Here is a 7,182-nt window from a genome sequence, read left to right as displayed (position 1 = left end):
TTTCGGCAGACCCAAATCCATTCATTCCATCTGGACCAAGATGCGTAAAAAATCGATTCCTTTCGAAGAGGTTTACGATTTATTTGCGATCCGTATTGTCATCGATACCGATGATGAGCGTGAAAAACAGAGTGTTGGAAAGTGTATTCTATTGTAACCGACCTGTACCGACCAAACCCCGACCGTCTAAGAGACTGGGTATCATCACCTAAAGGTAATGGTTATGAATCTCTGCATACCACGGTTATGGGACCTCGTGGTCAATGGGTTGAAGTTCAGATCAGAACCAGCCGCATGAATGAAATTGCGGAGAAAGGTTTTGCGGCACACTGGAAATATAAAGAATCCAATTCGGACAGTGGGTTAGACCAGTGGATCAAAAAAATTAGAGATGTACTGAGCAATCCGGAACAGAATGCACTGGACTTTGTGGACGACTTTAAAATGAATTTGTTCTCCGATGAGATCTTTATTTTCACGCCAAAAGGAGCCCTTATTCAATTGCCACATGAAGCCACTGCATTAGATTTGCCTTTGAAATCCACTCGGATATCGGAGCAACCTGTATCGGTGCAAAAGTCAACCATAAATTGGTGCCTTTAAGTCATGTTTTGCAAAATGGTGATCAAGTAGAGATCATAACATCGAGCAAACAGACACCAAAAGAAGACTGGTTGAATTTTGTCGTGACAGCAAAAGCAAAATCCAAAATCCGTTCTTCACTAAAAGAAGAAAGACGTCGTGTGGCGGAAGATGGTAAAGAAATTCTGGAGCGTAAGCTGAAAACGTTAAAGATTACCTATAACACTGATAATATTAATAAAATTGCGAATTTCCTTAAATTTCCAAGTTCGCAGGATCTGTTTTATAATGTAGCCAAAGGACTCGTTGATATTAAACAATTGCGGGAATTTGTGGCGCACGAAAAAAACAACGATGCGACACTGAGTACCCAAAACACCCAATTTAATACACATATTGGTGGTTTAGTAGAGAAATTCAGTAAAAAAGATCAGGATACCCTCTTGTTAGGTGATGATTTGCAGAAAATCGATTACACCCTTGCTCCTTGTTGTAACCCAATACCTGGAGATGATGTATTTGGATTTTTAACTGTAAACGATGGTATAAAAATACACCGTACCAGCTGTCCAAATGCATCCAAATTAATGGCGAACTACGGTTACCGCATTATGAAGGCTAAGTGGACATCCCAAACAGATGTATCTTTCTTGACCGGATTACGTATTGTCGGTATCGATGATGTTGGTTTGGTCAATAAGATCACCACCGTCATATCTCAGGAGTTTAAAGTTAATATTCGCTCCTTAAGTATTACCAGTAACGAAGGAATTTTTGAAGGGCATATTATGGTCTTTGTAAATGATACAGAACAATTGGAAAATCTAATGAAAACGCTTAAACAAGTGCGCGGCATTACCACTGTTTCACGATATGAATCTGAGAGTTAAACATCAGCTGAATATCACATTTTTTTAATACTACGATAATTGAATCAAAATTGGTAAATTTGTAAAGAATCTTATTGATTAATATGAACGCAGCTGAAAATTACGCAACAGTAAAAAAGATCTTTGAAGCTTACTTAGAAAATAAAAATCTAAGAAAAACTCCAGAGCGTTATGCTATTTTAGAAGAAATTTATTCCCGTACAGATCACTTTGATGTAGAATCATTGTACATCCATATGAAGAATAAAAAATACCGAGTTAGCCGTGCCACTGTATACAACACGTTAGAATTGTTGGTATCCTGTGACTTAGTTACTAAACATCAATTTGGGCGCAATATGGCTCAATTTGAAAAATCCTATGGATTTAAACAACACGATCACGTCATTTGTATTGAATGTAATATCGTGGTGGAATTTTGTGACCCACGTATCAACCAGATTCAAAGCTTAATGGGTGATTTATTAAAATTCGATATCAAACATCACTCGTTAAATCTGTATGGTGTTTGTAATGATTGCCAACAAAAAATCGCTGCTTCAAAAGCAAAAGAAGAGGTTATTTCAAATTAATCTCAGGATTGGCGAAATATAATAGTACATTTGTTCAGAAAATGATTTGCTCATTTTTCTGAACATTTTGTTTTTAGATAATTCAAAAAATTAACATAAATTCTTAATCACAATACTTTAAAAGCTATGCAAGTTGATGTGCTTTTGGGCTTACAATGGGGAGACGAAGGTAAAGGTAAAATCGTTGATGTATTTTGTCCACAATACGATTTAATTGCTCGTTTCCAAGGCGGCCCTAACGCCGGACACACATTGGAGTTTGATAACAAAAAATTCGTTTTAAACACGATCCCTTCGGGTATCTTCAATGAAGGAACTCTTAACCTAATCGGAAATGGTGTTGTTATCGACCCGATTATCTTAAAGAGAGAACTAGACAATTTGAAAACTGCTGGATTTGATCCAGTAGGTAAAGGAAATTTAGTGTTAGCTCGTAAAGCGCATTTAATCCTTCCTACTCACCAGTTACTAGATGCTGCTTCAGAATCTAAAATGGGTGACGGTAAAATTGGTTCTACCTTAAAAGGTATTGGTCCTACCTATATGGATAAAACAGGTCGTAATGGCCTACGTGTGGGTGATACTACATTGCCAGATTTCAAAGAGCGTTACGAAAAATTGAGAGAAAAACACCTTTCTATTTTATCACACTACGGTGAAATCCCTGATTTCTCTGAAAAAGAAGAAGCTTTCTTAGCTGCTATCGAATTCATTAAAACTATTCCACATGTTGATTCAGAACATTTAGTGAATCAATATTTAAAGGATGGTAAAAAAGTATTGGCAGAAGGTGCTCAAGGTACTTTGTTAGATGTTGACTTTGGTTCTTATCCATTCGTTACATCTTCAAATACAACTACAGCGGGCGCATGTACAGGTTTAGGTATTGCTCCAAATAAAATTGGTGCAGTATATGGTATCTTCAAAGCTTATGCTACTCGCGTAGGTGGAGGCCCATTCCCGACTGAACTACATGATGAAGTAGGTGAAAACTTACGTAAATTAGGTCATGAATTGGAGCAACAACAGGTCGCGCACGTCGTACTGGTTGGATTGATATTCCTGCTTTAAAATATGCCATTATGTTAAACGGTGTTACCGAATTGATCATGATGAAAGCTGATGTGTTGGATACTTCGAAAAAATCAAAGTTTGTACACATTACAAACATGAAGGAAAAGTAATCGATTACATGCCATATGAGATTATCACGAACGAGGCTGAGCCTATTCTTGAAGAAATCGACGGCTGGAATCAAGATCTGACTGGTATCACGCAACAAAGTGAAATCCCTGCAGCATTACAAAATTACATTACGTATCTAGAGAAAGCATTAGAAGTGCCTATCACGTTCCTATCTGTTGGTCCAGATCGTAAACAAACATTAAAATTGACTAAATAGTTAATGCGGGTCGAAGACAATTTTGTTATAGATTCAACGAATAATTTTCATCAAAAAGCGCTGCAATGGGCAGCGCAATTTGATGAAGTAGCTTATCTCCATTCCAATGGACATAGCGATCAGTGGAGTGCATTTGACTGCTTAATTGCAGTAAAAGCAACTTCCTCTTATACCTCGACTTCCGGTAATACACTTCAGGATGTTCAAAAATTTATAGACACATATCCAGATACTTATATTCCTGGTTTTTTTCGTACGATCTGAAAAATGAAATCGAAGAACTGGAAACACATCATGATGATCCTTTAGGATTTCCATTAGCCTATTTCTTTGTTCCTGCAGTTACGATCAAAACAATTGGAAATACCGTTTGGATAACAGCTGAAAATCCTGCTCAAATCTATCAAACCATTTTAGATTTTACATGGCAGACCGGTTCTGTGGGTTTTGATGGCCAGATACAGACCAGATGGTCTAAGGCTGAATACATGCTTGCATTTAATAAAATGCAAGATCATATCCAAAGAGGCGATATTTACGAAGTCAACCTCTGCCAGGAGTTTTATGCTGACCAGGTCAACTTAAATCCCGTAGCGGCATTTGAAAAATTGAACAGCATCTCCCCTACGCCGTTTGCGGCATTTTTTAAATTCAACAAGAATTACATCCTTTCCGCATCTCCGGAAAGATTTCTGGCGAAAAGGAATCAACAGCTCATTTCTCAACCTATAAAAGGAACTGCAAAACGAGGAAAAACTGCTGAAGAAGATCAAAAGATCGTCCAAGGCATGTTAAACTCTACGAAAGAAATTGCTGAAAATGTGATGATTGTAGATTTAGTTCGCAATGATCTCACGAAGAGCGCAGTACCAAAATCTGTCAAAGCAGATCGTCTTTTCGAAATTCAGACATTTAAACTCGTTCATCAGATGATTTCGACCATTACCTGTGAAATCGATAGAAAAGTAGCGGATGTTGAAGTTATTAAAAATACCTTCCCTGCTGGTTCAATGACCGGCGCTCCTAAAATTGCTGCCATGCAGATCTGTGATCAAGTTGAAGCAACAAGACGCTCGTTATATGCAGGATCCATCGGTTATTTCGGTCCTGAAGATGATTTTGATTTCAATGTTGTGATCCGGACCATTTTATACAATGCACAAAGTAAATATTTGTCCTTTCAGACAGGCGGTGCTATTACCGTTCAGGCAAATGCTGAAGACGAATATCAAGAGTGCTTGTTAAAAGCAAATGGTATGTTGCAAGTTCTTGATACACATATTCAATAAATATCTATATCTTTAGTAGATAAAATTCTCAAACATCATTTTTTTTTCTGAAATTTGCGCCTGATTATGACACAGATATACATTGATATCCATACCCATCAGCATCACTCGTCAGAGACTGAACGCTTTGACGTATTTAATCTTATACTGAATGCTGATCCAGATGATCATTATTTACCGCCAGTAACTGCGGGGTTACACCCATGGCACATCAATGAAAGTGACCCTTTTAAAGGCATATCGATCCTGCAAGAATTGCTTCGTGATCATGAAATTCTAGCTGTCGGGGAATGTGGTATGGATAAAGTAATATCTGTGCCCTTAAATGTGCAGCAAGACGTTTTTCAAAAACAAGTTAGCTTAGCAAAAGAATACGGTAAGCCATTGATCATTCATTGTGTCCGTGCTGTTGACGAAGTACAGCAAGTTTTAAAAAGTGAAAATTTCACAGGTCACATCATTTTTCATGGATTTAATAAGAATCGAGAACTTGCTGAGCAATTGCTTAAAAAAGGATATTACCTTTCGTTTGGTTCATCAATTCTCACGGGAAAGTTAGATGAAACGCTTGTAGCGACTCCTCTTGAACAGCTCTTTTTGGAAACGGATGATGCGCATGCCGATATCAGAGAATTGTACGCTTATGCAGCACAATTGAAAAAGATATCGATAAATGAATTAAAAGAAAACATAATAAGAAACTATCAACTTGTATTTGAGTAAAATATGAAAGACTTAACTTGGCTATCGCGTACAGAGGCATTAGTGGGGCGTGAAGCTTTAGAAAAATTGGCAAATTCTCATGTCATGGTTTTGGGATTGGGAGGCGTAGGATCGTTTGCAGCGGAATTTATCTGCCGTGGCGGTGTTGGCAAAATGACCATCATTGATGGCGACACTGTAGATCCTTCTAATAGAAACAGACAGTTACCAGCATTGGCAACCAACCATGGTCAATCTAAAGCACAGATCATGCGCGATCGGTTATTATCTATAAATCCTGAACTGGATTTGACTATTGTTGAAGATTTCGTTCTTCCTGAAAAGATTTCCGATCTATTGGATCTTAATCCCGACTATGCAGTGGAAGCAATTGATAGTATCACGCCAAAATTATTTTTTATCCGTCAGGCTCTAGAGCGTAAAGTTCGTTTTGTAAGTTCTATGGGAGCTGGAGGAAAAATGGATCCTACAAAAATAGAAATTGCAGATATCGGAGAAACCTATAATTGTAAACTTGCTCATCATATCCGTAAAAAGTTATATAAACATGGGATAAGAAGTGGTTTTAAAGCAGTATTTTCTACAGAATTACCAGATAAAGCATCCCTGTTGTATACCGATGGCAGTAACTTTAAGAAATCTGCATACGGAACGATGTCTTATCTGCCAGCTGCATTCGGAGGAGCAATCGCTTCCGTTGCATTAAGAGATTTAATCGCTAAAAATTAATGATATTCTCTCAATATATCGCATTATATTGACGAGAATATGTAGTTTTGGCTATGGAAAAACTTATAAAATTAGTTGAAAAGTATAAGCTTGCTAATCAACCGGTTGATGAATTTTCAATGGTTATCGATGATAAGCAGGTGGTACACGGTGCAATTTTTGTTATAAAAATTGAAAAGAAAACCTTTAAACTTTTCATTCCAGAACCGCACTACAAAACCATTATTGCGGGAGAAACAAAACCTTTGATCAAAACGATCCTCAAACATCCTGAGGTTATGCTGTTTATGTAATTTTCTAACAATCCTATTATTTTCAAAGGCATTTAAACATTACTTTTTTCTGCAATAAGATTCTGAGGCATATATCCTTCAAATTACTGTCGCAATCTATTGATCAATATATCTATAGAACAGCACATTCTGAAAATTAACCGCTTTATATTGAAGCTAATTTTAAGCGATTTAAAGAGTTCTGTGTGACCAGTCTAGCAAAGACTTGTCTTGGTGGATTAAATTGCTTAAATCTCTTGTTTTCAACTAATCTGATCTATTGTAAAGACATAGTGATGGCGATCTGTTGTATGTTTTAATAATAGATTAGGAATGATCGACTTTTTTTGAGAGATGTTCGGGATTTCTTTGAGATTGCGAGCAGACTGGTTCGTATTTTGTTCGCCATTTATTCGACTCGTTTTCGTCTTGTGGTCGAAGCCGAGTCGAAGAACAGTCGAAGAACAGTCGAAGCGCACCCGAACCAATCCCGGAGTTGTTCCCTATCATTATCGAACCATTGCCCAAGCATGCTCGAGAAGACTAAGGACTTTACGGACTTCCATGGACTTCACGGACTTCTTTGGACTTTTAGCTTATACCTTCTTCGTAATAAAGCATAAAATTTCTACATCACTAAAAAAAGATCAAGTTATCTACGGCAAGAACCTTTCTCCGCAAATTCGAGTTTTATTGGACTGCCCTTCGGGTCTGCTTCGCCCC

6 protein-coding genes and 2 pseudogenes are annotated in these 7,182 nt (G+C 37.5%); all 8 read left to right on the top strand.

Features of this window, described 5'->3' with window-relative positions:
* Positions 1–1,472, top strand: a pseudogene (locus L950_RS23350) (RelA/SpoT family protein); the annotation flags it as partial.
* Positions 1,473–1,555: 83 nt separating this feature from the next.
* Positions 1,556–2,044 (top strand): Fur family transcriptional regulator, encoded by a 489-nt coding sequence (locus L950_RS23345; RefSeq protein ID WP_021190674.1) that lies wholly within the window; start codon positions 1,556–1,558, stop codon positions 2,042–2,044.
* A 126-nt stretch (positions 2,045–2,170) separates the two neighbouring features.
* Positions 2,171–3,446 (top strand): annotated as a pseudogene (locus tag L950_RS23340) (adenylosuccinate synthase).
* A gap of 3 nt (positions 3,447–3,449) precedes the next feature.
* Positions 3,450–3,710 carry a hypothetical protein gene (locus L950_RS34510; RefSeq protein WP_231577828.1) on the top strand — a complete coding sequence of 87 codons (261 nt, stop codon included), beginning with the start codon at positions 3,450–3,452 and terminating at the stop codon, positions 3,708–3,710.
* 242 nt (positions 3,711–3,952) lie between these two features.
* Positions 3,953–4,735, top strand: a complete 783-nt coding sequence (locus tag L950_RS34505) for an anthranilate synthase component I family protein (protein ID WP_231577827.1) — start codon at positions 3,953–3,955, stop codon at positions 4,733–4,735.
* A gap of 66 nt (positions 4,736–4,801) precedes the next feature.
* Positions 4,802–5,458, top strand: a complete 657-nt coding sequence (locus tag L950_RS23330; protein ID WP_021190672.1) for a TatD family hydrolase — start codon at positions 4,802–4,804, stop codon at positions 5,456–5,458.
* A 3-nt stretch (positions 5,459–5,461) separates the two neighbouring features.
* On the top strand, positions 5,462–6,187 hold the full coding sequence (locus L950_RS23325; protein ID WP_021190671.1) for a ThiF family adenylyltransferase: 726 nt from the start codon (positions 5,462–5,464) through the stop codon (positions 6,185–6,187).
* Positions 6,188–6,234: 47 nt separating this feature from the next.
* The gene (locus L950_RS23320; protein ID WP_197086663.1) at positions 6,235–6,480 is read left to right on the top strand and encodes a hypothetical protein; all 246 of its coding nucleotides are present in this window, start codon (positions 6,235–6,237) and stop codon (positions 6,478–6,480) included.
* Positions 6,481–7,182: the final 702 nt, after the last annotated feature.

This window comes from Sphingobacterium sp. IITKGP-BTPF85, from assembly GCF_001006065.1.
In the GTDB taxonomy this organism is placed as follows: domain Bacteria; phylum Bacteroidota; class Bacteroidia; order Sphingobacteriales; family Sphingobacteriaceae; genus Sphingobacterium; species Sphingobacterium anhuiense.
The sequence above is the reverse complement of the archived record's forward strand: the minus strand, read 5'-3'. Positions and strand labels throughout refer to the sequence as shown.

What these genes read in the sequence shown, in the direction of transcription:
- L950_RS23330 (WP_021190672.1), top strand. Translation starts at nt 4,802, where the DNA reads ATGACACAGATATACATTGATATCCATACCCATCAGCATCACTCGTCA.
- L950_RS34510 (WP_231577828.1), top strand. Translation starts at nt 3,450, where the DNA reads ATGCGGGTCGAAGACAATTTTGTTATAGATTCAACGAATAATTTTCAT.
- L950_RS23345 (WP_021190674.1), top strand. Translation starts at nt 1,556, where the DNA reads ATGAACGCAGCTGAAAATTACGCAACAGTAAAAAAGATCTTTGAAGCT.
- L950_RS34505 (WP_231577827.1), top strand. Translation starts at nt 3,953, where the DNA reads ATGCAAGATCATATCCAAAGAGGCGATATTTACGAAGTCAACCTCTGC.
- L950_RS23325 (WP_021190671.1), top strand. Translation starts at nt 5,462, where the DNA reads ATGAAAGACTTAACTTGGCTATCGCGTACAGAGGCATTAGTGGGGCGT.